24 protein-coding genes are annotated in these 26,529 nt (G+C 64.3%); 8 read left to right on the top strand and 16 right to left on the bottom strand.

Annotated elements, in window-relative coordinates:
* Positions 1-10: 10 nt before the first annotated feature.
* Positions 11-1,066, bottom strand: a complete 1,056-nt coding sequence (gene trpD, locus ACR65J_RS08725) for an anthranilate phosphoribosyltransferase (protein ID WP_440167847.1) — start codon at positions 1,064-1,066, stop codon at positions 11-13.
* A 148-nt stretch (positions 1,067-1,214) separates the two neighbouring features.
* Between trpD and ctaE the strand changes: the two genes are divergently transcribed.
* From ctaE to qcrB, 4 genes are all read left to right on the top strand, one after another.
* The gene (ctaE, locus tag ACR65J_RS08720; protein WP_196803315.1) at positions 1,215-1,853 is read left to right on the top strand and encodes an aa3-type cytochrome oxidase subunit III; all 639 of its coding nucleotides are present in this window, start codon (positions 1,215-1,217) and stop codon (positions 1,851-1,853) included.
* Positions 1,854-1,939: 86 nt separating this feature from the next.
* Positions 1,940-2,728 (top strand): cytochrome bc1 complex diheme cytochrome c subunit, encoded by a 789-nt coding sequence (gene qcrC, locus ACR65J_RS08715; protein WP_440167845.1) that lies wholly within the window; start codon positions 1,940-1,942, stop codon positions 2,726-2,728.
* A gap of 98 nt (positions 2,729-2,826) precedes the next feature.
* Positions 2,827-3,897: a cytochrome bc1 complex Rieske iron-sulfur subunit gene (qcrA, locus tag ACR65J_RS08710; RefSeq protein WP_440167844.1), complete on the top strand. Its 1,071-nt coding sequence runs from the start codon at positions 2,827-2,829 to the stop codon at positions 3,895-3,897.
* Entirely contained in the window at positions 3,875-5,545 is a 1,671-nt protein-coding gene (gene qcrB / locus ACR65J_RS08705; RefSeq protein WP_440167842.1) for a cytochrome bc1 complex cytochrome b subunit, read from the top strand. The genes qcrA and qcrB overlap by 23 nt, the downstream gene beginning before the upstream one ends.
* Before the next feature lie 152 nt (positions 5,546-5,697).
* Here qcrB and ACR65J_RS08700 read toward each other — a convergent pair whose 3' ends face one another.
* Positions 5,698-6,468 (bottom strand): GntR family transcriptional regulator, encoded by a 771-nt coding sequence (locus tag ACR65J_RS08700; protein WP_440167840.1) that lies wholly within the window; start codon positions 6,466-6,468, stop codon positions 5,698-5,700.
* Positions 6,469-6,629: 161 nt separating this feature from the next.
* On the opposite strand from ACR65J_RS08700, the gene ACR65J_RS08695 reads away from it, so the two are divergent.
* Positions 6,630-6,923, top strand: a complete 294-nt coding sequence (locus ACR65J_RS08695; RefSeq protein WP_440167839.1) for an HPr family phosphocarrier protein — start codon at positions 6,630-6,632, stop codon at positions 6,921-6,923.
* A gap of 75 nt (positions 6,924-6,998) precedes the next feature.
* On the opposite strand, the gene ACR65J_RS08690 is transcribed toward ACR65J_RS08695, so the two are convergent.
* The 5 genes from ACR65J_RS08690 to ACR65J_RS08670 all read right to left on the bottom strand — a co-directional run bounded on the left by ACR65J_RS08690 (position 6,999) and on the right by ACR65J_RS08670 (position 12,214).
* Positions 6,999-7,400 (bottom strand): cytochrome c oxidase subunit 4, encoded by a 402-nt coding sequence (locus tag ACR65J_RS08690; RefSeq protein WP_142031296.1) that lies wholly within the window; start codon positions 7,398-7,400, stop codon positions 6,999-7,001.
* Positions 7,397-9,124, bottom strand: a complete 1,728-nt coding sequence (gene ctaD, locus ACR65J_RS08685) for an aa3-type cytochrome oxidase subunit I (RefSeq protein WP_440167838.1) — start codon at positions 9,122-9,124, stop codon at positions 7,397-7,399. The genes ACR65J_RS08690 and ctaD overlap by 4 nt, the downstream gene beginning before the upstream one ends.
* Positions 9,125-9,134: 10 nt before the next feature.
* A complete protein-coding gene (ctaC, locus tag ACR65J_RS08680; protein ID WP_440167836.1) occupies positions 9,135-10,007 on the bottom strand; it encodes an aa3-type cytochrome oxidase subunit II in 873 nt (290 codons plus the stop codon).
* Between the two features lie 185 nt (positions 10,008-10,192).
* Positions 10,193-10,579 carry a HesB/IscA family protein gene (locus tag ACR65J_RS08675; RefSeq protein WP_440167834.1) on the bottom strand — a complete coding sequence of 129 codons (387 nt, stop codon included), beginning with the start codon at positions 10,577-10,579 and terminating at the stop codon, positions 10,193-10,195.
* A gap of 183 nt (positions 10,580-10,762) precedes the next feature.
* The gene (locus ACR65J_RS08670) at positions 10,763-12,214 is read right to left on the bottom strand and encodes a dipeptidase (protein WP_440167833.1); all 1,452 of its coding nucleotides are present in this window, start codon (positions 12,212-12,214) and stop codon (positions 10,763-10,765) included.
* Between the two features lie 91 nt (positions 12,215-12,305).
* Here ACR65J_RS08670 and ACR65J_RS08665 point away from each other — a divergent pair, with 91 nt between their 5' ends.
* Positions 12,306-12,908 carry a DUF3043 domain-containing protein gene (locus tag ACR65J_RS08665; protein ID WP_440167831.1) on the top strand — a complete coding sequence of 201 codons (603 nt, stop codon included), beginning with the start codon at positions 12,306-12,308 and terminating at the stop codon, positions 12,906-12,908.
* Between the two features lie 99 nt (positions 12,909-13,007).
* Here the strand turns inward: ACR65J_RS08665 and ACR65J_RS08660 are convergent, their stop codons facing one another.
* Positions 13,008-14,078 (bottom strand): quinone-dependent dihydroorotate dehydrogenase, encoded by a 1,071-nt coding sequence (locus ACR65J_RS08660; protein ID WP_440167829.1) that lies wholly within the window; start codon positions 14,076-14,078, stop codon positions 13,008-13,010.
* Between the two features lie 94 nt (positions 14,079-14,172).
* On the opposite strand from ACR65J_RS08660, the gene ACR65J_RS08655 reads away from it, so the two are divergent.
* A complete protein-coding gene (locus ACR65J_RS08655; protein WP_440167828.1) occupies positions 14,173-15,132 on the top strand; it encodes an alpha/beta hydrolase in 960 nt (319 codons plus the stop codon).
* Positions 15,133-15,134: 2 nt separating this feature from the next.
* Here ACR65J_RS08655 and ACR65J_RS08650 read toward each other — a convergent pair whose 3' ends face one another.
* The 3 genes from ACR65J_RS08650 to leuA form a co-directional block, all read right to left on the bottom strand.
* Positions 15,135-15,974, bottom strand: coding sequence for an isoprenyl transferase (locus ACR65J_RS08650; RefSeq protein ID WP_440167827.1), 840 nt, complete (start codon positions 15,972-15,974; stop codon positions 15,135-15,137).
* Between the two features lie 2 nt (positions 15,975-15,976).
* Positions 15,977-16,729, bottom strand: coding sequence for a DNA repair protein RecO (recO, locus tag ACR65J_RS08645; protein ID WP_440167825.1), 753 nt, complete (start codon positions 16,727-16,729; stop codon positions 15,977-15,979).
* Between the two features lie 84 nt (positions 16,730-16,813).
* The gene (gene leuA, locus ACR65J_RS08640; protein WP_440167823.1) at positions 16,814-18,553 is read right to left on the bottom strand and encodes a 2-isopropylmalate synthase; all 1,740 of its coding nucleotides are present in this window, start codon (positions 18,551-18,553) and stop codon (positions 16,814-16,816) included.
* A 253-nt stretch (positions 18,554-18,806) separates the two neighbouring features.
* Here leuA and ACR65J_RS08635 point away from each other — a divergent pair, with 253 nt between their 5' ends.
* On the top strand, positions 18,807-20,759 hold the full coding sequence (locus ACR65J_RS08635; protein ID WP_440167821.1) for a M13 family metallopeptidase: 1,953 nt from the start codon (positions 18,807-18,809) through the stop codon (positions 20,757-20,759).
* 94 nt (positions 20,760-20,853) lie between these two features.
* Here ACR65J_RS08635 and ACR65J_RS08630 read toward each other — a convergent pair whose 3' ends face one another.
* The 5 genes from ACR65J_RS08630 to ACR65J_RS08610 form a co-directional block, all read right to left on the bottom strand.
* Complete coding sequence (locus tag ACR65J_RS08630; RefSeq protein ID WP_440167819.1) at positions 20,854-22,443, bottom strand: LCP family protein; 1,590 nt, start codon at positions 22,441-22,443, stop codon at positions 20,854-20,856.
* Between the two features lie 96 nt (positions 22,444-22,539).
* Positions 22,540-23,499, bottom strand: coding sequence for a GTPase Era (gene era / locus ACR65J_RS08625; RefSeq protein WP_159631946.1), 960 nt, complete (start codon positions 23,497-23,499; stop codon positions 22,540-22,542).
* Positions 23,483-24,814 carry a hemolysin family protein gene (locus ACR65J_RS08620; protein ID WP_440167817.1) on the bottom strand — a complete coding sequence of 444 codons (1,332 nt, stop codon included), beginning with the start codon at positions 24,812-24,814 and terminating at the stop codon, positions 23,483-23,485. Before ACR65J_RS08620 ends, era begins: the two co-directional genes overlap by 17 nt.
* Positions 24,811-25,284 (bottom strand): rRNA maturation RNase YbeY, encoded by a 474-nt coding sequence (gene ybeY, locus ACR65J_RS08615; protein WP_440167815.1) that lies wholly within the window; start codon positions 25,282-25,284, stop codon positions 24,811-24,813. Before ybeY ends, ACR65J_RS08620 begins: the two co-directional genes overlap by 4 nt.
* Positions 25,281-26,369, bottom strand: coding sequence for a PhoH family protein (locus ACR65J_RS08610; protein ID WP_440168015.1), 1,089 nt, complete (start codon positions 26,367-26,369; stop codon positions 25,281-25,283). Before ACR65J_RS08610 ends, ybeY begins: the two co-directional genes overlap by 4 nt.
* Positions 26,370-26,529: the final 160 nt, after the last annotated feature.

Below are 26,529 nucleotides of genomic sequence, written 5' to 3'. Positions count from 1 at the left end.
CGACCCGCCCTTAGGCGCGGGAGAGCGACACCCAGCGGTCCAGGACGGAGGCCGCAGCACCGGAGTCGATTGATTGCGCCGCCCGCGCAAATGCCTCCTGCATCCGCGTGAGGAACGGGCCCTCTGCTTCAGAGTCGAACGCAACCAGGCCGGCCGCGGCATTCACCAGGACTGCGTCCCGCGCCGGACCTTTGCTGCCGGCGAGGACGTCGCGGACAACGCCCGCGTTTGCGGCCGCATTACCGCCGCGAAGCTGTTCAACGGTAGCCAGGCTGATGCCAAGGTCCTGCGGCGAGAAGTGCAGTTCGTTGACGGCTCCGTTGCGGATTTCCCAGACGGTGGAGGGGCCGGTTGTGGTCAGCTCGTCGAGGCCGTCATTGCCTCGGAAAACCAGCCCCCTGCTCCCCCGGCGGGCCAGGACGCCGGCGACGAGCGGCGCCATGCGCGCGTTCGCTACACCCACAGCCGACGCCTGCACGTTGGCCGGATTAGTAAGCGGTCCGAGGAAATTGAACGCCGTCGGCACCGCCAGTTCCCGCCGTGGCACCGCGGTGTGCCGGAATGACGGATGGAACACTTGCGCAAAGCAGAACGTAATCCCTGCCTCTTCTGCGTTCCGCGCTACTCGATCGATAGGCAGGTCAAGGCGGACACCGAGCGCCTCGAGCACGTCAGCGGACCCGGACGACGACGACGCCGCGCGGTTGCCGTGCTTAACCACCTTCGCGCCGGCCCCGGCAGCCACCAAAGCGGCCATGGTGGAGATATTGATGGTGTTAAGTTGGTCACCACCGGTCCCGACGATATCCAGCTTTTCGCCGGTGATCGTCACAGGGTTCGCGTGGGCAAGCATTGCGTCAACCAGGCCTGAGAGCTCATCCACCGTCTCGCCTTTGGCGCTGAGGGCCACCAGGAACCCGGCAATCTGCGCCGGCGTCGCTTCACCGGACATGATCGTGTCCATGGCCCAGGAGGTGTTCTCGGCAGTGAGGTCGTTGCCCTTGATAAGGGCCGAGATCAACCGGGGCCAGGTGTTGCCGGACGCTGAAGTTGCCTGAGAAGTCACCTGCTGATGCTATCGACCGACGGCGGCCGCTGACCAATGTGAACGGTGGCGGGAACTTTTCCGGGCGATTTCGCGTCTTTGTAGAAAAAGTCCTCCGAAAAGGCGGTTTGCGTTGGGCAGCACGGACTTTTACAGACATAATGTCTATGTGACATCTGCGACCCATGCCCCCAGTACCCCGGCGCACCCCACGCTGAACCGCCCCAATATGGTTTCTGTCGGAACCGTTGTGTGGCTGTCCAGTGAGTTGATGTTCTTCGCCGGTCTCTTCGCCATGTACTTCACTCTGCGCTCCACCAGTGGGCAGATGTGGGCGGAAGAGACAGCCAAGCTCAACTTCCCCTTTGCGCTCGTAAACACGATCGTCCTCGTGGCCAGTTCCTTCACTTGCCAGATGGGCGTCTTCGCCGCAGAGCGGCTGCAGCCACGGCGCGCCGGAGGTGCACTGCAGTTCGCCCGCTGGGGAATGAACGAATGGTTCACCCTGACGTTCCTGATGGGCGCGTTCTTCGTCGCCGGCCAGACCACCGAATACGCGATGCTGGTTTCCGAGCACGTCTCGCTCTCCTCCAACGCCTACGGCTCGGCCTTCTACATGACCACCGGCTTCCACGGCCTCCACGTCATCGGCGGCCTCATCGCCTTCCTGCTCATCATGGGACGGTCCTTCGCCGCGAAGAAGTTTGGGCATTTCGAAGCAACGTCCGCGATCGTCACTTCGTACTACTGGCACTTCGTTGACGTCGTGTGGATCGGCCTCTTCCTGGTCATCTACGTACTCAAGTAGCCAGCTTTGATTCTTTTTCTACAAGAGGCAGAATTTCAGGTAGCGGCTCCCGGAGCCGGCGCAGGATCGAATAAAGGAACCACCACGTGAAGGCACTCTCACAAAAGCGGCGTCACCCACTTGCAGCAATAGCGCTGCTTCTGATGGGGCTCCTCATCACGGGTGGGCTGTACGCCGTGGCAACCACCGTCAACCAGGCCAAGGCCTCCACCACCACGTTCAGTGCAAGCGACGCAGAGGAGGGCGGCAAGCTCTTCGCCGCCAACTGCGCCACCTGCCACGGCATGGGTGCCAGTGGTTCCAAGGATGGTCCCTCGCTGGTTGGTGTCGGTGCAGCCGCTGTTGATTTCCAGGTGGGCACCGGCCGCATGCCGATGCAGATGAACGGCCCCCAGGCCATGAAGAAGCCCGTCCAGTTCAATGACGAGCAGACCCACCAGCTTGCAGCCTACGTCGCCTCCCTGGGAGCCGGCCCGGCAATTCCTGCAGAAGACCTGACAAACGGCGGCGGCGATGCAGCTGCCGGTGGTGAACTCTTCCGTACCAACTGCGCCATGTGCCACAACGCCGCCGCTGCTGGTGGCGCGCTGACCCGCGGCAAGTTCGCACCTGCCCTGGCCGATGTATCCGGCAAGCACATCTACGAGGCCATGGCCACTGGTCCGCAGAACATGCCGGTTTTCAATGACGCCAACATCACTCCTGAAGGCAAGAAGGACATCATCACCTTCCTGAAGCAGATCGAGACCACCGGATCACCCGGCGGTGCCGACCTGGGCTCGCTGGGTCCGGTTGCTGAAGGCCTGTTCGTTTGGGTTGCCGGTCTTGGCGTCATCATTGCCTTCACCATCTGGCTCACTTCCAGGACGTCCTGAGTTTCCGCAGGAACACACAACTTCTGCTGCCAAGTCAGCAGCTTGAAATTAGAAACTAACCCGGCGACTGCCGGGACGAGAGAAGGATGAGGCGAATTATGGGCAACCATAGTGACGGCAGTCCGAACCACTCGGGCACCGTAGCTACGGCTGGTCAGAATGAGGTGGAGAAGTTCCAGGATCCTGGAATTCCCCCGCATCGTTTGCGCCTGGCTGACACGGACCCGAAGGCCGCAAAGCGGGCAGAACGACAGGTCGCCTTACTATTTGGCATTTCTGTTGTTGGAACCCTGATCTTCCTGGTGGCGTACTTCGCCATTGATCTGGGTGATGACTCCAGCATCGCCACCATCCGGCTCCAGAACGCCCTGCTCGGCATTGGCACCGCCTTCGCCATGCTGGGTATCGGCACCGGTATCGTGCACTGGGCCAAGGCCCTGATGCCCGACCACGAAGTCTCCGAAGAACGCCACGTCATCCGTTACGAAGAGGACCGCCAGGCCGCGGTCCGCATCGTTGACGACATCGTGGAAGAGACCGGCATCAAGCGCCGCCCGCTGATCCGCAACACCCTCCTGGGTGCGGTCGCACTCGCCCCGCTTCCCGCCGTCGCCATCTTCGCTGACCTCGGACCCCGCCCTGACGACAAGCTCGCGCACACCATGTGGGCTCCCCAGGACGGAAAGCGCAAGCGCCTTACCCGCGACCCTGATGGAACTCCGATCAAGGCCTCGGACGTCACCATCGGTTCCGCCTTCCACGTGATCCCCGAAGGCCTGAACGAACTGCACGAGGGCAAGCTCAACGAGAAGGCAAAGGCCGTTGTGCTCCTCATGCGCCTCGATCCGGCATCACTGAACCCCTCCAAGGGCCGTGAAGACTGGGGTTACAACGGAATCGTTGCCTACTCGAAGATCTGCACCCACGTTGGCTGCCCGGTTGCTCTGTACGAGCAGCAGACGCACCACCTGCTGTGCCCGTGCCACCAGTCCACCTTCGACCTCACGCAAGAGTGCAAGGTGATCTTCGGCCCCGCCAGCCGGCCGCTCCCCCAGCTGCCCATCGCAGTTGATGACGAGGGCTACCTGGTCGCTACCAGCGACTTCCATGAACCCGTAGGACCAAGTTACTGGGAGCGTGATGAGCATGAGCGCAACATCAACAGCTGAACCCGCTTTCGTTGCCAAGACCAAGACAGGCCGGATCACCGACTTCGTCGACTCACGTGTTGGCGGCTCCGGGATCCTCCGCGAGTTCGGCCGCAAAGTCTTCCCCGACCACTGGTCTTTCATGTTCGGTGAAGTGGCGCTGTACTCCTTCGTCATCCTGCTGCTGTCCGGAACATTCCTGACGTTCTTCTTTGATCCGTCCATGGCGGAAACCCACTACGACGGCGGCTACATCCCCCTCAAGGGCGTCGAGATGTCGGTGGCGTACAGTTCCTCGCTGAACATCTCGTTCGACATCCGCGGCGGTCTGTTCATGCGCCAGGTGCACCACTGGGCTGCCCTGCTGTTCGTGGCATCAATCGCAGTCCACATGCTGAGGGTCTTCTTCACCGGCGCGTTCCGCCGGCCGCGTGAAATGAACTGGGTTGTGGGCAGCGTCCTGCTGATCCTGGCCATGGCTGCCGGTTTCACCGGCTACTCGCTCCCCGATGACCTCCTGTCCGGTAACGGCCTGCGCATCATCGACGGCGTCATCAAGTCCATCCCGGTCATCGGAACGTACATCTCGTTCTTCCTCTTCGGCGGCGAGTTCCCCGGCACGGCCATCATCAGCCGCCTGTACATGCTGCACATCCTGTTGGTTCCGGCTTTGATCCTGCTGATGATCGTCCTGCACCTCTTCATGGTCGTGGTGCACAAGCACACGCAGTACCCCGGCCCCGGCCGCAACGACAACAACGTTGTCGGTTACCCCCTGGGTCCCGTTTACGCAGCGAAGGCCGGTGGATTCTTCTTCATCGTCTTCGGTGTGATCGCCCTGATGGCGGCATTCTTCACCATCAACCCGATCTGGAACTACGGTCCGTACGACCCCTCCCCCGTGTCAGCCGGTACCCAGCCTGACTGGTACATCGGTTTCGTTGACGGTGCCCTTCGGCTTATGCCCGGCACGCTGGGCAACTGGCACGTGGAACAGGTCTTCTTCGGACACGTGTTCACGTTCAACGTGCTGCTCCCGGCCTTGGTCCCGGCAGGAATCCTGTTCACCGTGATGTTCACCTACCCGTGGATCGAGCGCTGGGTGACCAAGGATGACCGCGAACACCACGTCCTGGACCGCCCGCGTAACGCCCCGACCCGTACGGGCATCGGTGTTGCCGGATTCGTTTGGTACTGCGTGATGTGGGCAGCTGCAGGTTCCGACCTCATTGCCACGCACTTCCACGTGTCCCTGAATGACGTCACGTACTGGCTCCGTGCCTTGTTCTTCATCGGGCCGGTTATCGGCTTCATCGTTGCCAAGCGTGTTGCCCTTGCGCTGCAGCGCAAGGACAGGGAAATCGCCCTGCACGGCCGCGAGACCGGCCGCATCGTCAGGCTCCCGCACGGCGAATTCATCGAGGTGCACGCCCCGCTGGATGAGTACAAGCGTTACAAGCTGGTTGGTTTCGAGTCACCCCAGGTCATCCCGGCCCAGCCCAACGAGCACGGCGTCGTGACCAGCAAGGAGAAGCGCCGCGCGTTCCTCTCCCGCTGGTTCTTCGAAGACCGTGTTGCTCCGGCGACACCCGCAGAGCTTGAGGCGTCCCACGGCCACGGCCACGAGGCAGTTGAAGCAGCAGAGGGATCCAAGAGCCTGACACACTAGGCGTAGGTTTCCACAGGAAAGGCCCGATCCATACGGATCGGGCCTTTCCTGGTATTAACGTTCCTCCGCCTTCCTGCTGCCGGCCCATGCAGGGCTTCAGCCGGCATTCCTGCCTGGGCTTGCAGGAGACGACCGCTGTGACCGCGGCGCCGTCAGTGGTTGCGGGCTCTCCGGGCCCCTGGCCGCTGAAGGGGCACCCACAGCTTGTACCGGTCCGCGCGGTAGTAAGACACCGAATAGTCCACCATCGCCCTCGCCACGAACGCATGCCGCTGAATCTTCAGTAACGGTGCCCCCACTTCGACATTGAGCAGCCGTGCCGTGGACGGCGAGGCCGCGGTCGCCTCGATCATGTCTTCGCCCCACTCCATCACCAAACCAAACTGTTCACTGAGGACGTTGTACAACGAGGTGGGCGGTTCGCCGTCAAGCAGGCCCGGTACCCGGTGCGCCGGGATGAAATTCTCGTCTACGCTCATCGGTTCCCCATCGGCCAGCAGAAGCCTGCGGAACCGGACCAGCGGAGTGCCCTCGTCCAACTGCAGCTCGCGCGCAAGGAAGGCGCTGGCGCCGATCTGCTCGAAGCTCAACACCTTGGCTGCGGGAACCATGCCGCGCCGCTGCATCTCTTCGCTGTAGGAAGTGAGCTTTACCTGGAGGTCGAGTTTCGGGCGCCGGACAAACGTCCCCAGTCCCACAACACGCTCGATGACCTCCTCCCCCACCAGGGCGTCAATGGCCTGGCGGACTGTCATCCTTGCCAGCCCGAACCGCTCGGCCAGATCACGTTCGGACGGCAACGCCGAACCCGGCGGGCAAGACTGGGCGATATACGTGCGAAGGATCTCGCGGAGCTGCACATAGATGGCCGTTCCGCTGGTTCGGTCTATTTCACCCGTGATGGCCGTGGCGCCAGCTGCCATGATCTTTCTCCTGCCGTTGGTTTCCTCTCAATTTTAGGACGGTCTAGACCAGTCCCGGGACGCCGGCAGTGTTTCGGGCGATGGGCATGGCTACCGCTATATTGGTGTGGAAAATCTTGCCAGCAGACGGAGGGGGCCGTCTTTCATAAAAGGAGTCCCTTTTGCCAACACAGAAGGCCGTGGTGGCGGCCCCGGTAGGCCTGCACGCACGCTCTGCCGCGGTATTTGTCCGGGCCGTCAACGATACCGGGCTTCCAATCACCATCAGCAAAGCGGGCGCCGCAAAGGTGGACGCCCGCTCGCTCCTCCAGGTGATGGCTGCCGACTTTGGGCAGGGGTGTGAGGTGGAGCTGTCCGTCAGCGAAGCCGGGCTGGAGGACCCGCTGGGACACGGGAAAGTTGAGGCTGCCCTCCGGGGGCTCCAATTGCTTCTGGAGTCGCAGGGGGCCGGCTAAGGGCCTTGGAAACCACATAACGACGTCGGGCCCCACCAGATGGCGGGGCCCGACGTCGTTATTCTTTTGTCTTGCTTAGTGTGCGTGGTCGCCGCGGCTGTACTCGTATACCCAGCCCACGAGGGCCACGAGGGCGAGGCCGCCTGCGATGAAGATGATCCAGGCACCTACTGCCAGGCCCAGGAAGCCGGTGGCGCAGGCGATGCCCAGGACCAGCGGCCACCAGCTCCAGGGGCTGAAGTGCCCCTGTTCGCCGGCGCCTTCGTGGATTTCAGCGTCACTGCGGTCCTCGGGACGGAGGCCCACGCGCTTGCCGGTGAAACCGAGGTAGGCCCCGATCATGCCGGCGAGGCCGCCGACGAGCAGGATGCCCAGGATGCCCACCCACTCACCCCAGTTGGTCAGGAATCCGTAAACCAGAGCGACCGGGACGAAGAAGAAGACTCCAGAGCCAAAGATCCAGGATTCGATTTTCACTGTGCGTTGTCCTTCTGGTCGGCGTTGCCGAGAACCGACGCTGCGGGAGCCGGCGACTCAACGGTGTGGACCTGGCGAAGTTCCGGGTGGTGCAGGTCCAGGGCGGGACGCTCCGAACGGATCCGGGGCAGGGAGGTGAAGTTGTGGCGCGGCGGCGGGCAGGACGTGGCCCACTCCAGTGAAGCGCCGAAGCCCCACGGATCATCAACCTGGACCTTTTCGGTCTTTCGCCAGGTGATGTAGACGTTCCAGAAGAACGGGATGAGGGACGCACCCAGCACGAAGGATGCCACGGTGGAGAACTGGTTCATCCAGGTGAAGTTGTCCTCCACAAGGTAGTCCGCGTACCGGCGCGGCATGCCCTCGACGCCCAGCCAGTGCTGGATCAGGAAGGTGCCGTGGAAGCCCAGGAACAGAAGCCAGAAGTGGATCTTGCCCAGGCGCTCGTTGAGCATCTTGCCGGTCCACTTGGGCCACCAGAAGTAGAAGCCCGCGAACATGGCGAACACCACGGTGCCGAACACCACGTAGTGGAAGTGCGCCACCACGAAGTAGGAGTCCGAAACGTGGAAGTCAAGCGGCGGTGAGGCCAGGATGATGCCGGTGAGGCCACCGAAGAGAAAGGTGATCATGAAGCCGAGGCTCCACAGCATCGGCGTTTCGAAGGTCAGCGACCCGCGCCACAAAGTACCGATCCAGTTGAAGAACTTCACGCCGGTTGGCACCGCGATGAGCATGGTCATGAACGAGAAGAACGGAAGCAGGACGGCGCCGGTCACGTACATGTGGTGGGCCCAGACCGTTACCGAAAGGGCTGCAATGGCGATGGTGGCGTAGACCAGGCCCTTGTAGCCGAAGATCGGCTTGCGGCTGAAGACCGGGAAGATCTCCGAAACGATGCCGAAGAACGGCAGCGCGATGATGTACACCTCGGGGTGGCCGAAGAACCAGAACAGGTGCTGCCAGAGGACGGCGCCGCCGTTCTCCGGGTCGAAGATGTGCGCACCGAACTTGCGGTCGGCACCGAGGGCGAACAGGGCGGCGGCCAGCGGCGGGAAGGCCATCAGGACCAGGATCGCGGTGATCAGGGTGTTCCAGGTGAAGATGGGCATCCGCCACATGGTCATGCCCGGGGCGCGCATGCAGATGATGGTGGTGATGAAGTTGACTGCACCAAGGATGGTACCGAAGCCCGACAATGCCAGGCCGAAGACCCACAGGTCACCGCCGATGCCCGGGGTGAACGTGGTGTTGGACAGCGGCGCGTAGGCGAACCAGCCGAAGGATGCAGCACCCTGCGGGGTGATGAAGCCTGAGACGGCGATGGTGGAGCCGAACAGGAAGAACCAGAAGGCCAGCGCATTCAAACGCGGGAACGCGACGTCGGGGGCGCCGATCTGCAGCGGCATGATCACGTTGGCGAACCCGGCGAACAGCGGGGTGGCGAACATCAACAGCATGACGGTGCCGTGCATGGTGAACAGCTGGTTGTACTGCTCCTTGGTCTGCAGGATCTGCATGCCGGGCTCGAAGAGTTCGGCACGGATCAGCAGCGCCATGACGCCGCCCAGGCAGAAGAACACGAAGGACGAGATCAGGTACATGTACCCGATGGTCTTGTGGTCGGTGGAGGTGATCCAGTTGACGACGATGCGTCCCTTGGATTTGGGCACCACGGGAGCCGACAGGACTCCCGAGGGTGCGGATTGGGTGTACGTAGCCACGTCGCTCCCCTTACTTGGTTTCGTTCAGGTTCGGGTTGCGGTCGTACTCCACGCCGAGCAGGCCTGTGTTGCCTTCAGCCTTGAGCTGGTCCATGTGGGCCTGGAATTCAGATTCCGACACCACCTTGACGCGGAACAGCATTTCGGAGTGGTACTCGCCGCAAAGTTCAGCACACTTACCGTCGTAGGTGCCTTCCTTAGTGGGGGTGAACCGGATGTAGTTGGTCTTGCCGGGGATCATGTCGCGCTTCTGCAGGAAGGCGGGCACCCAGAAGGAGTGGATGACATCGCGGGCGTTGAGCTCGAGGTCAACGGAATTGTTCACGGGCAGGTACAGCGTGGGGAGCTGTTCCTTGTCGATGGTGTTTCCGGTGAGGTGCGCCTGGACGCCGGCCTCGTGGAGGTCTTCCTGGATGACTTGGCCGGACTTGTAGTTGAAGTCCCACGCCCACTGCTTGCCGCGAACGTCCACGACGACGTCGGCCGGCTGCGATCGGTCATCGATGGCCTGCTGGTCACGGTCGGTGAAGTAGAAGAACACCAGGACCATGAAGATCGGGATGGTGAGGTAGAAAACCTCCAGCGGAAGGTTGAAGCTGGTCTGCCGCGGGAAGCCTACGGTTCCCTTGCGGCGCCGGTAGGCGACCACACACCAGATGATCAGGCCCCACGTAATGGCGCCGACCACGAGCGCAGCAATCCATGAGTTGACCCAGAGGTCCATGATGCGGTCGGTGTTGCTGGTGGTGCCACGTTCAGTGGGCATCCAGCCTTTTTCTACCTCTGGCGAACATCCGGTCAAAACCAACGCGCCGGCTATAGCCAAGCTTGAGATCGTGGTGATCGTTTTGCGTCGGCTGCCGGTTCGGTTCTGCGAACTCACAGACGGCCCTTCCTACTTGTTGCTGTTGTCCGGGCAGCCATCGGCGCTCCGGGCACAAAAAAGTTTTACTACTCGGTGTAGAGCTTACCGCTCCGCCGGGCGTTTCGCCCACATGTCGGCGCCGAGCCCCCGTGCCGTTTTAAACGGCCGGAAGCCCGGCGCCGACATCAGGCGAAATAACCGGCTTAGTGGAATGAATCGCCGCAGGCGCACGAGCCGCCGGCGTTCGGGTTGTCGATGGTGAAGCCCTGCTTCGAGATGGTGTCCTCGAAGTCGATGCTTGCGCCGCTCAGGTACGGCACGCTCATTTTGTCGACGACGACCTCGACTCCGTCAAAGTCGCGCACGGCGTCACCATCAAGGAGCCGCTCGTCGAAGTAGAGCTGGTAGATCAACCCTGAGCATCCACCGGGCTGCACGGCCACGCGCAGGCGCAGGTCCGTGCGGCCTTCCTGCTCGAGGAGGCTGCGTACCTTGCCGGCGGCGACGTCGGTCAGGTCGACCTCGTGAACGGGCAGTTCGTCGCTGGCCACGGTGGTGGCGGTGCTGTTTTCGTTGGTTGAGGTGCTCATTGGCCTACCTTCTTAGGACGGTCTGGCGGCGTCGCCGTAACGGCGCCTGCCCCTACAAATACGGTATGGGCTATAGCTACATGCTACGCGCGGCAGTCCTGTAGCTCTAACTCCTGGCGTAACCGTCAAAGCACGCCGGTTGTTCCCTGGAAGCAGGGCGGCGGCCCAGATGCCGAAAGCGGCTCACTCCCCGGCGTTAAGGCCCTCACTGTTCAGCCGGCTGAGCATGAGCGCCTCCGCCAGAATGGCATTGCGGAAGTCACCGATGTGGAGGGACTCATTGGCGCTGTGCGCCCGCGAATCCGGATCCTCCACACCTGTTACCAGAATCTGCGCGTCGGGATACAGCTCAGTGAGGTCGGCGATGAAGGGAATGGACCCGCCGATGCCTGTTTCCACGGCTTGCACTCCCCAGGCCTCCCCCAGCGCCCACATGGCCACGGTTGCTGCGGCGGACGACGTATCGGTCTGGAAAGGGTTGCCCGCCTCCCCCGGGGTGAAGACCACCGTGGCACCGAACGGCGCATTGGCTTCGACGTGCCGGCGCACCGCTTCCATGGCCTCGGCGGGAACCTGGCCCGGCGCGAGCCTCAGGCTGAATTTTGCCCGCGCACGCGGGAGCAGTGTGTTGGAGGCGACCTCCACGGCCGGGGCATCGAAGCCGATGATTGACAGTGCCGGCTTGGTCCACAGCCGGGAAGCGATGCTTCCGGTCCCGGCCAGGCGGACGCCGTCGAGCACTGATGCGTCGGCGCGGTAATCCGCCTCCGGCATCTCCACGGAAGCCGTATCGGTGGCCACCAGCCCTTCGATGGCAACGTTTCCGTCGGCGTCGTGAAGCGTGGCAATCAGGCGGGACAGCAGGGTGGGCGCGTCCAGGACCGGCCCCCCGTACATACCGGAGTGCACCGCATGGCCAAGTACCTGCACCTCGATGGTGCCGTCGACCAGGCCGCGCAGGCTGGTGGTCAGGGCAGGTACGCCGACTTTCCAGTTGCTGGAGTCGGCCACCACAATGACGTCGGCCCGCAGCAGTTCACGGTTCGCCTCCAGGAAAGTCCGGAACGTTGGCGACCCTGCTTCTTCCTCGCCTTCGATGAAAAAGGTCACGCCCAGCCCCAAAGTGTCCCCAAGGACCTCGGCGACGGCCGCATAGGCGGCTACGTGCGCCATGATGCCTGCTTTGTCGTCAGCGGCGCCCCGTCCGTAAAGGCGCCCGTCCTTCTCGACGGCGGTAAAGGGTTCCGTTTCCCACAGGGACTCGTCGCCCACCGGCTGGACGTCATGGTGGGCGTACAGCAGGACGGTCGGTTTACCTTCAGCGGCTGGACGGCGGGCGACGACGGCCGGGCCGCCGGGCGTGCCGTCGGCTTTGCCCACGGACAGCACCTGCACTTCACCGATCCCGGCACCCCGAAGGAGTTCCGCGACGGCCTCGGCGCTTCGCTCCAGCGGGGTGCGGTCAAAGCTGGGCCACGCAATCCCGGGGATGGCAACGAGCTCCTTGAGCCGGGCCAGGGTCTGGTGGAAGGAACGGTCTACCGCTGAACGAAGATCTTCCGTCCTGCCGGTAAGGTCAGAGCCCGGTCCTGTCGTAGTGGTGCTGTGCGGGGTTGCCGCGGGTGATGGAGTCATGGCCAAAACATTACCCCCGTCACATTCGGCTGCCGGTCAGGGAAGGCACCGAAGCAAGCAGGGCCCCGCTGCTGCAAGGTATTCTGGTCAAGTGTTCGGACGTAGAAAAGAAGCGCCCTCGGCGCAGGAAACCATAGACCAGCAGGCAGCGGAGGCAGCGGCGCGGCAGAACAGTGCGGCGGGCAAGGGCGCGCCTACCCCCACGCGGAAGGCCCAGGAAGCCGCCCGCAAGCGCCCGCTGGTGCCCGAGGACCGCAAGGCGTCCAAGGCCGCCGAACGCCAGGCAGTGCAGGACCAGCGCCTGAAGATGCGCCGGGCCCTGGATACCGGTGACGAGAAGTTCCTCCCGCTGCGTGACAAAGGTCCCCAGAAACGGTTTGCCCGCGACTTCGTGGACGCGCGGTTCAACCTCGGTGAATACTTGATGTTTGGTGCGCTGGTCTTCGTGCTGGTGTCCCTTGTGGTCCCGGCGTCCAGCGACATGATGATCTACGTCCTGGGCGCCTTCTGGGTGATGTTCCTTGCCGTCTTCGTGGACGTCTTCATCCTGTCCCGCAAGCTCCGCAAGCGGCTGGCCGAAAAGTTTGGCGCCGTGGAGGGTGGCACCGTCTGGTACGGCTCCATGCGCTCGCTGCAGTTCCGGAAGCTGCGGCTGCCCAAGCCCCAGGTACAGCGCGGACAGTACCCGGCCTGACCCAACCCTCAACTCAAACGGCAGACACCCCGGCGGGATACCGCCGGGGTGTCTGCCGTTAATACGGTTCGCCCGCCGAGGCGGCCTGTGGCGGAAGCGTCAGGAGCGGCGCTTTTTTGCCAGCTCTTTGTTGATCCGTGCCGCCCAGAACGGTCCTTCGTAGAGGAAGGCAGTGTAGCCCTGCACCAGGGTGGCGCCGGCGTCGAGCCTTTCCTGGACATCCTGGGCCGACTCCACGCCGCCCACTGACACCAGGGCCAGCGCGTCCCCGGTGGCGTGCTTGAGCCGCTTCAGCACCTCGAGGGAACGTTGCTTCAGTGGAGCTCCGGACAATCCGCCGGCACCGCATTTCTCCACTTCTCCGGCCGGCGAGGACAGTCCTGCACGGGCCACCGTGGTGTTGGTGGCAATGATGCCGTCCAGCTTCAGGTCCAGGGCAAGGCGCGCCACGTCGTCGATGTCGTCGTCGCTGAGGTCCGGCGCGATCTTCACCAGCAGGGGCACGTGCCGTCCGGCGGCGCGGTCAGCTTCCTGCCCCACGGCGGTCAGCAGCGGGCGGAGCGTTTCCACGTCCTGGAGCAGCCGCAGTCCGGGGGTGTTGGGGGAACTGACGTTCACCACCAGGTAGTCGGCGGCAGGGGCCAGGCTGCGGGCGCTCACCAGGTAGTCATCCACGGCGTCGGCCAGCTCCACGACCTTTGTTTTGCCGATGTTGACGCCGATGACCGGACGCACCGCCGGGTAGCGGCGCTGAAGCGCGGCCCGCGCCGCCTTCAGCCTCGGCGCAACGGCCGAGGCGCCGTCGTTATTGAACCCCATCCGGTTGACGACGGCCCGGTCCTGGACCAGGCGGAACAGCCGCGGCTTTTCGTTGCCCGGCTGCGCCTGCCCGGTAATGGTGCCCACCTCAATGTGCCCGAATCCAAGGTCCGTGAGGGCCTCGATGCCGTGGCCTTCCTTGTCAAAGCCGGCAGCCAGCCCGAACGGGGATGGAAAAGTGACACCGAATGCGGTGGTCTGCAGCGAGTGTGCCGGAGCGGACAGCTTCTGCAGCACCTTCCCTGCACCCGAGGCATGCGCAAGCCGGATGCCCTTGAATCCGATCTTGTGGGCGCGCTCGGCGTCCATCCATGAAAAGGCCAGCCTGAAGAAAGTGGGATAAACGCGCATGCCTCCAGTTTCCCGTCTCCGGGGGCGCCACACCAAAACGGAGAAGCTGCTGAACGGGCGGGCGTGCGCGGGTGCGCCGGTCTAGCATGAGGTCATGCAGTGGCAGCAGGACATCCTGGGCGGGGATTTCGAGTCCCACACCTTTGCGGCCGCCGGACCTGACGGCGTGGCGCGGACGGCAACCCTCGTCCGGCTCCGGCCGGATCCGGACACCGGTGCTGCCGACGGCCGCCGCCGGGCCGTGCTCTTCCTGCACGGCTGGAGCGACTATTTCTTCAACGTGGACCTGGCGCGGTTCTGGGCGTCGGCCGGCTACGACTTTTACGCCTTGGACATGCACAACCACGGACGGAGCCTGCGCCCCGAATCACCGGGTGGTTATGTGGCGGACCTCGCCGCCTACGACGCCGAAATCGAAGAAGCAGCCCGGGTGATCCGCCAGGAGGGCGTTCCCGGACCTTTGGCGTTGATGGGCCATTCCACCGGCGGCCTGGTGGCGGCCCTGTGGACCAGCCGCCATCCGGAGGCCGTTTCGCTGCTGATCCTGAACAGTCCGTGGCTGGAGATGCACGGAAGCTCGCTGGTCCGGCGGGCAGCGTCCAGCATGGTGCGTCCCGTCGCCCGGTTGCGCCCCCAGGCGGTCCTGCGACTCCCGGAGCGTGGCCACTACTGGCGCACCATCAGCAGTGCGGCCGACGGCGAGTGGCCGCTTGACGAGCGCTACCGGCCCCGCATGGCGTTCCCCGTGCGCGCAGGCTGGCTGAGGGCTGTGCTTGCCGGGCATGCCCGGGTTGCCCGCGGCCTGGAAATCGAAGCTCCGATTCTGGTCCTGCTTTCCAAGGGAAGTGCGAATGGGCTGCTCTGGTCGGAGGAAATGCGCCGTACCGATGCCGTGCTGGACGTCAATATCATCAGCACCCGCGCACTCACGTTGGGCCGTACGGTAACTGTGGAGCGGATTGACGGCGCCCTGCACGACGTGTTCCTCTCGCCGGAGCCAATCCGGACCGATGCCTACTCGCGGCTGGCCCGGTGGCTGCGGGCGTACGGGTAAGGCTAGCCCGCCTGGGGATCCGCGGGTGCAGCGGCTGCGTCGACGGCGCCACCGTACCTGCGGTCCCGCCGGGCATATTCTTCGACGGCGGCCCAGAGGGTCCGCCTGTCCACATCGGGCCACAGCGTGTCCATGAAGACGAACTCCGCGTATGCGGACTGCCAGAGCAGGAAGTTGGAGAGCCTCTGCTCCCCCGAGCTCCGGAGGAAAAGGTCCACGTCGGGAAGGTCGGGCTCATCCAGGTACTTCTGGATGGTCCGCTCGGTGATGGCGCCTGGCTTGAGCCTGCCTGCCGCAACCTCTGCGGCAATAGCGGACACGGCGTCGGTGATCTCAGCCCGGCCGCCGTAATTAACACACATGGTCAAATGACAGGTGGTGTTGGCCGCGGTGAACTCCTCGGCCTCCTCCAGCTCCCGGATCACAGAACCCCACAGGCGGGGCCGGCGTCCTGCCCAGCGCACCCGGACACCCCAGTCGTCGAGCTGGTTTCGCTGCCTTCGCAGCACGTCCTTGTTAAATCCCATGAGGAAGCGGACTTCCTCCGGTGAGCGCCGCCAGTTCTCGGTGGAAAACGCGTACACGCTGACGTACTCAATGCCCAGCTCAATGGCGCCTGCCATGACATCGAGCAGAGCGGGCTCGCCCGCCTTGTGGCCTTCGATCCGTGGCAGGCCCCGCTGGTTGGCCCAGCGGCCGTTGCCATCCATGACGATGGCCACGTGCCGGGGAATGAATTCCGCCGGGATGGAAGGCGCCACCGCACCGGACGGATGCGGGTAGGGGGCCACCACGGGGTGGGTGCGCTTCCGGGGTGCGTTGTTCTTTTTTCCCAAGGCCACTGTCAGCTGCGCTCCACATGTTTGAGGGATTTCAATACTCGTTCAAGATGCCATTGCAGGTATGCGGCCACCAGGCCGGCGGCCTCCTTGCGGTGCTGCGGCAAGGACGCATCGGCAGTTGCCCAGTCCCCGGTCAGCAAGGCCGCCAGCAGGACAACGGTTTCGGCTGCGGGGGCAGGTGAGCCGGGCGGCCTGCACTGCGCACAGACCATGCCGCCAAGGGGCGCGGAGAACGCCGTGTGCGGGCCCGGCCTGCCGCAGCGGGAGCAGTCGGTGAAGCTGGGAGCCCAGCCACCGGTTGCAAGGGCACGCAGCAGGTAGGAGTCCAGGATGAGGCCTGCGGCATGTTCGTCACGGCTGAGCGCAGCGAGGGCTCCCACCAGCAGGTTGTACTGCGCGGTACCGGCTTCGCCGTCCACGTCCGTCAACTTCTCTGCGGTCTCCGTCATGGCGGCGGCAACCGTGTACCTGCCGTAATCCGCCGCGATGCTTCCGCCGTACGCACCTTTCGCGACGGCCTGCGTGACGATGTCCAGCGTTCGGCCGGACACCAGTTGCAGGTCCGCCACCATGAAGGGTTCAAGCCGGGCTCCGAAACGGCTGCTGGTGCGGCGTACGCCCTTGGCGACGGCGCGGACCTGCCCATGGTGCTTGGTCAGGAGGGTGATGATCCTGTCCGCCTCGCCCAGTTTGTGGGTACGCAGCACCACGGCATCGTCCCGGTACGCCCGGGAAGCAAATGACTGTTGGACCACGTTCTATCTTCCCATCCTGCCCGGCGGCACGCTGCCAGGCACGGTGGTGCCGGCGGTTGGAACCGCGGGCACCACCTGCAGGTATCAGGCCCGGGCGTCCCGGATGGCGCGGTTGACCGCCGAGATGACGGCTTTGAGGGACGACATGCTGGTGTTCGCGTCGATGCCGACACCCCACAGGACCCGCTCCCCCACGGCGCATTCAACATAGGCAGCCGCCGCGGCGTTGCCGCCTTCGGACAGGGCGTGCTCGCTGTAGTCCAGCACCCGGACGTCCACGCCGTCCTCGTGGAGGATATTCAGCAGGGCGGCGATGGGGCCGTTGCCCGTGCCCGTCCGGCTGACCTGGGCACCATCGATGGTGAGCGAGGCGTGAAGCGTCATGCCGCCGTCGGCGTCGGTTTCTGTCTTGACCCCGCCCAGGGAGTAGCGTCCCCACTTCCCCTCGGACTGGCCGGACGGCAAGTACTCGTCCTGGAAGATCTGCCACAGCTGTGCTCCGCTGACTTCACCGCCCACGGTGTCGGTGCGGCGCTGGATGACGCCGGAGAACTCGATCTGCGCGCGGCGCGGCAGGTCCAGGCTGTGCTCGCTCTTCAGCAGGTAGGCCACGCCGCCCTTGCCGGACTGGGAGTTCACGCGGATGACGGCCTCGTAGCTGCGGCCCAGGTCCTTGGGGTCAACCGGCAGGTAGGGCACCTGCCAGGTGAAGTCGTCCACGGCCTTGCCTGCCGCGGCGGCGTCGCGCTCCAGTGCTTCAAAGCCCTTCTTGATGGCGTCCTGGTGGGAACCCGAGAAAGCGGTGAACACCAGGTCGCCACCGTACGGCGAACGCTCCGGAACCGGCAGCTGGTTGCAGTACTCAACCGTCCGGCGGACGTCGTCGATGTCGGAGAAGTCGATCATGGGGTCGATGCCCTGGACGAACAGGTTCAGGCCCAAAGTGACCAGGTCAACGTTGCCGGTCCGTTCACCGTTGCCGAACAGGCAGCCTTCGATGCGGTCGGCGCCGGCCATGTAGCCCAGTTCGGCGGCAGCAACCCCGGTTCCGCGGTCGTTGTGCGGGTGCAGGGAGAGGATGATTCCTTCGCGCGGGTGCAGGTGCCGGCTCATCCACTCGATGGAATCCGCGTAGACGTTGGGGGTGGCCATTTCCACCGTGGCGGGGAGGTTGATGATCACCTGGCGGTCGGCGGACGCTTCGAATACGTCGGCGACGGCGTTGCAGACCCGTGCGGCGTACTCGAGTTCGGTACCGGTGAAGGATTCCGGCGAGTATTCATAGGTCACGTGCGTGTCCGCGAGGGTTTCCTCGTACTTCCTGCACAGGCGCGCGCCCTGCAGGGCAATGTCCAGGATGCCGTCTTCGTCCTGGTTGAAGACCACGCGGCGCTGGAGGACGGACGTGGAGTTGTAAAGGTGGACGATGGCCTGCTTGGCGCCCACCAGGGACTCATAGGTCCGTTCGATCAGGTGTTCCCGGGCCTGCGTCAGAACCTGGATGGTGACGTCATCCGGGATGTGGTTGCCCTCAATGAGCTGGCGGACAAAGTCGAAGTCCGTCTGCGAGGCTGACGGGAAACCGACCTCAATCTCCTTGTAGCCCATGCGGACCAGCAGGTCGAACATCTTCATCTTGCGGGCCGGGCTCATGGGGTCGATGAGCGCCTGGTTGCCGTCGCGCAGGTCAACCGCGCACCAGCGGGGGGCCTTGGTGATCACCTTGTCCGGCCACGTGCGGTCAGGCAGCTCAACCTTGATCTGGTCCTGGAAGGGCGTGTACCGGTGGGCGGGCATTCCGGAGGGCTTCTGTGCGTTTCGCATGATGTTCGTGGCCTTTTCTATCGATCTTCAGTGAAAGGGTGGCCGGGCAACACAAACTCCGCAGCGAGGGTGGGCCGTGCGCTAGATAGCGTCTGTGGCCTCGCCGCGGCAGCTAAGGAGAAGGAGCTCTGCACGCACACTTTGAGGGTAACACGGGTGCGTAAGATGAAAGGGCACTACCGTCCGTAAAGTCCAGCATGCAGACGCCTTCCGGTGTTACGCCCGGCAGCGGCGTCCCAGCAAAGGAGTTGCAGTGCCCATTTCGGGGATCGATCCTTCCACCATTGATCACACAGTCCGGCCGCAGGATGACCTCTACCAGCACGTCAACGGCGCGTGGCTGAAAGCCACCGAGATTCCGGACGACCGGCCCCTGGAGGGCACCTTCACCGCCCTGCGTGACGGGTCGGAGATCGCCGTCCGGGACATCATCGAGGAAGCGGCAGCCAAAGGCGATGACGCCACCGGGATCGAGCGGAAGATCGGCGGGCTGTACAACAGCTTCATGGACGAAGCCACCGTGGAGGGCAAGGGCATGGAGCCCATCCGCGGGCGGCTCGCGGAGGTCCTCGCGACGTCCTCGGTCCCGGAGCTCATTGCCCTGGCGGGCCGGTTGTTCCGGGCGGACGTCGGCGGGTTGTTCTACATCTATCCCGCCCCTGATGCGGGCAACCCGGACCGGGTCCTGCTGTACACCGGGCAGGGCGGCCTGGGCCTCCCCGATGAGTCCTACTACCGGGAAGAGAAGTTCGCCCCGATAGTTTCCGCCTACACGGCGCACGTGGAGAAGATGTTCGAACTGGCGGGGTTGGCGGATCCGAAGGGCGCCGCTGCCCGCGTGGTGGGGCTGGAGACAAAGCTCGCGTCCCACCACTGGGACAACGTCACCCTCCGCGACCCGCAAAAGACCTACAACCTGAAGACGGCGGATGAAGCGGCCGCACTCTTCCCGCTCTTTGCCACCTGGTTCGAGGCTGCGGGAATCGACCCCGAAAAGCGGGCCGAAATCGTTGTCAGCACTCCTGACTTTTTTGCGGGTGCTGCCGGGCTCCTGGATGAGGTCCCGGTCGCCACCTGGCAGGAGTGGCTGGCCATGCGCGTCGTCAGCGCGGCTGCGCCCTACCTGTCCTCCGCGTTCGTGGATGCCAACTTCGCGTTCTATGGCACCACCATCAGCGGCACTCCCCGAAATAAGGACCGGTGGAAGCGCGGCGTTGCCGTCGTAGAGGCCGGCCTCGGTGAGGCCGTCGGCCAGATCTACGTGGCACGCCACTTCCCCGAATCCCACAAGGCGCGGATGCAGACTTTGGTGGCGAACCTCATCGAGGCGTACCGCCGCAGCATCAATGACGTCAGCTGGATGGGCCAGGACACCAAAGCCGAGGCCCTCCGCAAACTGGAGGCGTTCCGGGCGAAAATTGGCTACCCGGACGAATGGATCGACTACTCCGCCGTGGAGATCGACCCCGACGATCTGCTGGGCAACGTGGAACGCGCACACAATGCCGACGTCGACAGGCACCTTGACGAGGTAGGCAAGCCGGTGGACCGGAACAAGTGGCTGATGACGCCGCAGACGGTCAACGCCTACTACCACCCCATGATGAACGAAATTGTGTTCCCCGCGGCCATCCTGCAGCCGCCGTTCTTCACCGCCGACGCCGACGATGCCGTCAACTACGGCGGGATTGGGGCAGTGATCGGCCACGAGATTGGCCACGGCTTCGATGACCAGGGATCCCAGTTCGACGGCGGCGGGGCCCTTCGCAACTGGTGGACGGACCAGGACCGGCAGGCCTTCGAAGCGCTGACCGCCCGCCTCGTGGCGCAGTTCGAAGCGCTTTCCCCCACCGCCGCTCCGGGGCACCACGTCAACGGCCGGCTCACTCTCGGTGAGAACATCGGCGACCTGGCGGGGCTCACCATCGCCCACAAGGCCTACCAGATCAGCCTGGACGGCGAGGAGCCGGAGGTCCTTGACGGCCTGACCGGGCAGCAACGCTTCTTCGCTTCCTGGGCCGCGGGCTGGCGCCAAGTCATCCGGCAGGAAGAGGCCATCCGCCGGCTTGCCACCGATCCCCACTCCCCCAACGAGTTCCGGACCAACGCCATCGCCAAAAACCTTGACTCCTTCCACGAGGCATTCGATGTCACCGCGGAGGACGGAATGTGGATGCCGGCCGCTGAGCGGGTCAGCATCTGGTAGCCGGAACGCGCCTGGAACCTGAACACTAAAATGGGCCCCGCCATTGGCGGGGCCCATTTTGCTGCCGGGCGCGTTGGTCCGGGAACGCAACGGTTTACTGCCGGACGATCAGCTCAGGATTTGCCTGCTGGCACACCTTGTCCCCTGCCGTCTGGTTCACAATGTCCTGGGGCAGTGCAGCGGCAGCTTCGCCACCTGCGCCATAGGCGGTGCCGGCGGTGAAGTCGCTGCCGACATACACCTGCACGCCTGCCACACCCGGAGCGGGAATCATGAGGGTGGCCGGAATCCCCAGCAGCGCGGCCACATCCGCCGCAACATCAGCAAAACCATTGCCGTAGTACACCGCCGACTTGGCCACCGGCTGGGCGAGGAACTGGCCGGTCTGGGTGAAGCCACCTGCAACCAACGCCTGGACGAGCTCCTGGGCACGGCCGGTGACGCCACTTCCGTTGGCGACAGTTACGGGCTGGATGGCTTTGTTGTAGGGCGGCACCGACGGCGCCGTCTCAGTCGGAGCGGCCGACGGCGTTGCCGTTTCGCTGGGCGACGGCGTGGTGGGTGCGGTGGGATCCGTCAGGTCGACGTTCTTCCGCATTGCCGAAAAGAGCTGCGCACCCGCGGGTTCTGCGATGACCAACCTGTTGGGGTCGACGGGCGCAGGCGTCGTGGGGACCGCCACGAACGCCACCTTGCTGATGTCGATGTCCTTGAGCCTGTTGCCAATGGTCAGCAATGTGGGAACGGACGCGAGCCCGTCATCCACCGTGAGGTTCTGGGTTACGACGTCGGCGATCTTCAGCATCTTCGCGGGGTCGGACAGTGTTCCGTCGTCCTTGATCTTGCGCGTCAGCGAGGAGAGGAAGCCCTGCTGCGCCTTGATGCGGCCCAGGTCGCCGCCGTCGGCAAAGGCGTGACGGGTGCGGAGGAACGCAAGTGCCATTTCGCCCTGCACGGACGACGTTCCGGCGGGGAGCCGCAGCCGGGAGTCGGGGTCGTACACGGCATCGCTGATGCACACTTCCACCCCGCCCACGGCGTTGGACAGTTCCTTCACGGCATTGAAGTCGGCCATCATGAAGTGGTCCACCTGCATGCCCGTGAGCTTGTTGACAGTGTCCACGGCGCAGCCGATGCCGGCCTCGCTCATGGCCTCATTGATCATGACGCCGGTGCGTGCCGGGTAGTCCTTGTTCGTCTTCCGGTCCCTGCAGTCCGGAATGTCCACCAGCAGGTCCCGGGGAAAGCTGATCACATTGACCCGCTTGTTGTCCTCGGAAATGTCCATCAGCATCATGACGTCTGACTTGCCGTAGCCGGTGGAATCGTCGGCGGTTCCATACGTGGAGTTTTTGCCGTCGCGGGTGTCCGAGCCGAGGATCAGGATCTGGAGCCGTCCTGTGGCATCGTTTCCCGCCGACTCGGTGCTTTCCCCACCGGCATTCAGGGGCGCCTTCGAGATGTTGTTCTGGAGCCGGAAGAACCAGAACCCGGCGAACGCGGCAGCTGCCACGAGGACCAGTGCCACCACCCCGGTGACGGCCTTCAGCCACAGGGGCATGCCGCGCAGGGGGCCAAGATGCCGCGCGGCACCCACGTCATGGCTGTCCGCGTGACGGGATACCGGTCCCGGTCCGGCTGGCAGGCCAGCCTCGTTGTCGCGATTGTCGCGGCCTCGACCCACGTGGTGAACCTTCCTCTAAAAACGAAATCCGGTCCATTTTAGTGGTCCAGTCTGGAGAACTTGCCCGGCGCGCCCCTGCGAACGGGGTTATGCGGGTCAGAAACCGAGTTTGACCAGCTGTTTCGGGTCGCGCTGCCAGTCTTTGGCCACCTTCACGTGGAGGTCCAAATAGATGCGGGTGCCAAGGAGGGCTTCGATGCCTTTGCGGGCGTTGGTGCCGACTTCACGGAGGCGGGCCCCGCCCTTGCCAATGATGATGGCCTTCTGGGAGGGGCGTTCCACGTAGAGGTTGACGCGCACGTCCAGGAGCGGGTTGTCGTCCGGCCGGTCCTCACGGGGAACAATTTCCTCCACCACGACGGCGAGCGAGTGCGGAAGCTCGTCCCGGACCCCTTCCAGGGCTGCTTCGCGGATGAGTTCGGCCACCATGACGGCCTCGGGTTCGTCGGTCAGTTCCCCGTCCGGGTACAGCGGAGGCGACGGCGGCATGTGGCTGATCAGCACGTCGGCGACCGTTTCCACCTGGAAACCGTCGGCGGCGGACACGGGAACGATGTCCTTCCAGCCGTCCTCCCCCATCACCTCACGGCCAAGGGCCGCCACGGCGAGGAGCTGTTCGGTGAGTGCCTGTTTGTCCACGAGGTCTGCCTTGGTGACGATGGCAATCACGGGCTTGCGGCCCACGGCGGCCAACTGGGCTGCGATGAACTTGTCGCCGGGTCCGATCTTCTCGTTGGCAGGCAGGCAGAATCCGATGGCGTCCACCTCGGCGAGGGTGTCCGCCACGAGGTCATTGAGGCGCTTGCCGAGCAGGGTGCGGGGACGGTGCAGGCCCGGCGTATCAACCAGGATCAGCTGGGCGTCGTCGCGGTGCACGATGCCGCGGATGGTGTGCCGCGTGGTCTGCGGCTTGGCGGAAGTGATGGCCACCTTCTTGCCCACCAACGCGTTGGTCAGGGTGGACTTGCCCGCGTTGGGCCTGCCGACCAGGACGGAGAACCCGGCGCGGAAACCGCCAAAGTCGTCCGGTTCGGCGGCCTTATTTTTCTTGCTCACGTGGAACTCCCTGCTGGGTTGCTTCGGCCTCTTCCAGGAGGCCTTCAAGGTCAGTCTCTACTCTTGGTACGGGCGCCGCAATGATGTGGCTGACCCTGTTCCGCCGGCCTTCCAGCCGGTCCGCCCGCAGCGATACGCCCTGCACATCCACGCTGCTGCCCACGATGGGAACTCGGCCGAGCGCCTTGGCAAGGAGGCCGCCCACGGTGTCCACTTCGTCGTCGTCGATCTCCAGGTCGAACAGCTCGCCCAGGTCGTCGATGCCCATCCGGGCGCTCACCCGGTAGGAGCCGTCTCCCAGGGCCACGGCTTCCGCGCTTTCGGTATCGTATTCGTCCACGATCTCGCCCACGATCTCCTCGATCAGGTCCTCGAGGGTCACCAGTCCGGCGGTGCCGCCGTACTCGTCGATCACGATGGCAACGTGCGTTGACTCTTTCTGCAGCTCCCGCAGGAGGTCGCTGACCGGTTTCGACTCCGGCACGTACCGCACCTCGCGGGCCAGCGACTCCACCAATGGCGGCTGCTGGTCCGCCGCCAGCTGGTGGATGACCGCTGCCACGTCCTTGAGGTAGACGATGCCAAGGATATGGTCGGTGTTCTCGTTGATGACCGGGATCCGCGAGTAGCCGGAGCGCAGGAACAGGGACATTGCCTGGTGAAGGCTTGAGCCTGCGTCGATGCTGACGATGTCCGTCCTGGGGACCATGACGGCCCGCACCAGGGTGTCGCCAAAGTCGAAGACCGATTGGATCATCTCGGCTTCGGTGTCCTCGATCATGTCGGACTCGCTGGCCCGGTCCAGGAGTTCCCGGAACTCCTGTTCACTGAAGAAGGCGTCGTCACCACCAGGCGCACCGGGGGCGGCAGAGCTTCCCACCGCCACCAGCCAACCGGGAATGGGCCCCAGCAAGCTGGTGAGGAAGCGGACCATCGGTGCGGTGAAGCGGACCACCGCGGTGGAGTGCAGCCTGCCGAGCTGTCGGGGTGACACACCCACAATCACAAACCCCAGCAGGGCCATGATGCCGGTGGCCACCAGGCCGGCGAGCCAAACGTTGTCCAGCAGGCTCGCGATCAGGACGGCGACAGCCACCGCCGAGGCCATTTCAAACCAGACGCGCCAAAAGCGGAGCGCGCGGGTGTGGGACACGGGGTCGGCAAGGATGCGGCGCATGGCGGTGCCGCGGCTACTGTGTAGTGCCTCTTCGGCGTCGTGCCGGGGAAGGAAACTGAAGGCGGCCTCGGCCGCAGTCAGCAGGGCCGCGACGGCAAGGAAGACCAGTGCCACCGCGACCAGGAGCAGTTGCGTCACTGGGTTGTCTCGGCAGGTGCTTCTTTGCCTGTGAAGCCGGACAGGAGTTCCCGCTGGAGCCCGAACATCTCTGCTTTCTCCTCCGGCTCGGCATGGTCGTAGCCCAGCAGGTGGAGGATGCCGTGCGTTGTGAGCAGCAGCATCTCGTCCTGGAGCGAGTGGCCGGCGTTTTTGGCCTGGACCTTGGCAACCTGCGGGCAGATGGCGATGTCGCCCAGCATGCCCTGCGGTGTGGGCCGGTCAGGGGTTCCGGGGGTCAACTCGTCCATGGGAACCGAGAGCACGTCCGTGGCGCCCGGCTCGTCCATCAGTTCGATGTGCAGCTTCTCCATGGCCGGTTCATCCACCAGGAGGATGGAAAGTTCGGCCTGCGGATGGATGTAGAGCTGCTCAAAGATGTACCGCGCCAGGGCCACGAGCCCGGACTCATCCACCTGGACGCCGGACTCGTTGTTCACCTCGATGCTCACGCGTGTTCCCCCCGTTTTTCGCGGCTTGCTGAATGCTTGACCCGGTTCCGCTGGGTTTCATCCCAGATGCTGTAGGCGTTGACGATGTCGCCGACAAGCCGGTGCCGCACCACGTCGGCGGCGTCCAGGACAGAGAAGCTGACTCCCTCGATGCCCTGCAGGATATCCTCGACGATCCGGAGCCCGGAACGCGTCCCGAAGGGCAGGTCCACCTGGGTGACGTCTCCGGTGACCACCATCTTGGAGCCAAAACCGAGCCGGGTGAGGAACATCTTCATCTGTTCCGGTGTGGTGTTCTGGGCTTCGTCGAGGATGATGAAGGCGTCGTTGAGGGTGCGGCCGCGCATGTACGCCAGCGGCGCTACTTCGATGGTGCCGGCAGCCATGAGCCGCGGGATGGATTCGGGGTCGATCATGTCGTGCAGGGCATCGTAGAGCGGCCGCAGGTAGGGGTCGATCTTGTCGCTGAGCGTGCCGGGCAGGAACCCCAGCCGCTCTCCCGCCTCCACCGCGGGGCGCGTCAGGATGATCCGGCTGACCTCTTTCTGCTGCAGTGCCTGCACGGCTTTCGCCATGGCCAGGTAGGTCTTGCCGGTACCGGCCGGACCGATGCCGAAGATCACCGTGTTGGCATCAATGGCGTCAACGTAGTTCTTCTGGTTCAGCGTTTTGGGCCGGATGGTCCTGCCGCGGCTGGAGAGGATGTCGTGGGTCAGCACATCCACGGGATTTTGGAGCGACTGGGTGCGCAGGAGTGCCACCAGCTGCTGCAGCACGGCGGGCGTGATGACCGTGCCGCGGGCCACCAGGCCACGGACCTCCTGCAGGAGCCGCATGATGCGGGGAACGTCACTGACGGGGCCGCTGATGGACAGTTCGTTGCCGCGGGCATGGAAGTTGACGTCCGGGAACTGCTCTTCGATGAACCGGAGCGCCTCATCATGGCTGCCGAGTGACTGAACCATCTGGTCGGAGTTCTCAAAGAGGACTACTTCGGTCCGGATCCCGGGAAGGGAGTGCGGGAATTCCCCCGGACTGCCGTCGCCCGTGTTGAGCCGGCGCTTACCATTTGCTGATTCAGTCATGGTGTTGGCCCGCAGGCCCGTGGTCCCCTCGAAGATCGACATCACTTGTTTGCTTTGGCTGATGCCGGCGCCCGTTGCACGGTGCTCCTTGCCCAGCGATCCCTTTATCTTACGCCAGCAGCCGCCCTGACCGGATACATCGGCCGGTTCACGGGCCGTG

It is taken from the genome of Arthrobacter sp. SAFR-044 (assembly GCF_059414985.1).
This window is presented reverse-complemented; position numbering and strand designations above follow the sequence as displayed.

Excerpts from the sequence above, each read along its gene's own strand:
- qcrA (WP_440167844.1), top strand. The coding sequence starts at position 2,827 with ATGGGCAACCATAGTGACGGCAGTCCGAACCACTCGGGCACCGTAGCT.
- qcrB (WP_440167842.1), top strand. The coding sequence starts at position 3,875 with ATGAGCGCAACATCAACAGCTGAACCCGCTTTCGTTGCCAAGACCAAG.
- ACR65J_RS08700 (WP_440167840.1), bottom strand. The coding sequence starts at position 6,468 with ATGGCAGCTGGCGCCACGGCCATCACGGGTGAAATAGACCGAACCAGC.
- ACR65J_RS08675 (WP_440167834.1), bottom strand. The coding sequence starts at position 10,579 with ATGAGCACCTCAACCAACGAAAACAGCACCGCCACCACCGTGGCCAGC.
- ACR65J_RS08670 (WP_440167833.1), bottom strand. The coding sequence starts at position 12,214 with ATGACTCCATCACCCGCGGCAACCCCGCACAGCACCACTACGACAGGA.
- ACR65J_RS08660 (WP_440167829.1), bottom strand. The coding sequence starts at position 14,078 with ATGCGCGTTTATCCCACTTTCTTCAGGCTGGCCTTTTCATGGATGGAC.
- ACR65J_RS08655 (WP_440167828.1), top strand. The coding sequence starts at position 14,173 with ATGCAGTGGCAGCAGGACATCCTGGGCGGGGATTTCGAGTCCCACACC.
- leuA (WP_440167823.1), bottom strand. The coding sequence starts at position 18,553 with ATGCGAAACGCACAGAAGCCCTCCGGAATGCCCGCCCACCGGTACACG.
- ACR65J_RS08610 (WP_440168015.1), bottom strand. The coding sequence starts at position 26,369 with ATGACTGAATCAGCAAATGGTAAGCGCCGGCTCAACACGGGCGACGGC.